We start from the raw sequence: 329 nt of genomic DNA, 5'->3' as shown, positions 1-329 counted from the left end.
CGACTGCGGGGCGCCGCCTTGTCACCCAGACAATCAGAGGCACGCATGCGTGCGATTCTCAAGGAGATCACCAGTGAGCACGACCCAGAACCTCTCCCACGCGATATGGAAGAAGTCCAGCTACAGCGGCGGGACCGGCGGAAACTGCGTCGAATGGGCCCCCGGACACGCCCTGTCCGGCGTCGTTCCCGTCCGGGACAGTAAGCGCCCGACCGGCTCGGTGCTGCGTCTGCCTCCGGCCGCATTCGCGGACCTGGTGTCCGCCCTCAAGGACGGCACACTCCGATGAGCGGCGCCCCCGCCATGCACCCGCAATGGGTCAAGTCCAG

The 329-nt window shown here is 67.2% G+C and carries 1 protein-coding gene; it reads left to right on the top strand.

What is annotated here, in order from left to right; genetic code table 11:
• Positions 1-73 precede the first annotated feature (73 nt).
• Positions 74-289 carry a DUF397 domain-containing protein gene (locus tag JNW98_RS32045; RefSeq protein ID WP_223771817.1) on the top strand — a complete coding sequence of 72 codons (216 nt, stop codon included), beginning with the start codon at positions 74-76 and terminating at the stop codon, positions 287-289.
• Positions 290-329: the final 40 nt, after the last annotated feature.

Origin of the sequence: Streptomyces huiliensis, from assembly GCF_020037025.1 — a bacterium.
Lineage (GTDB): Bacteria > Actinomycetota > Actinomycetes > Streptomycetales > Streptomycetaceae > Streptomyces > Streptomyces huiliensis.
This window is presented reverse-complemented; position numbering and strand designations above follow the sequence as displayed.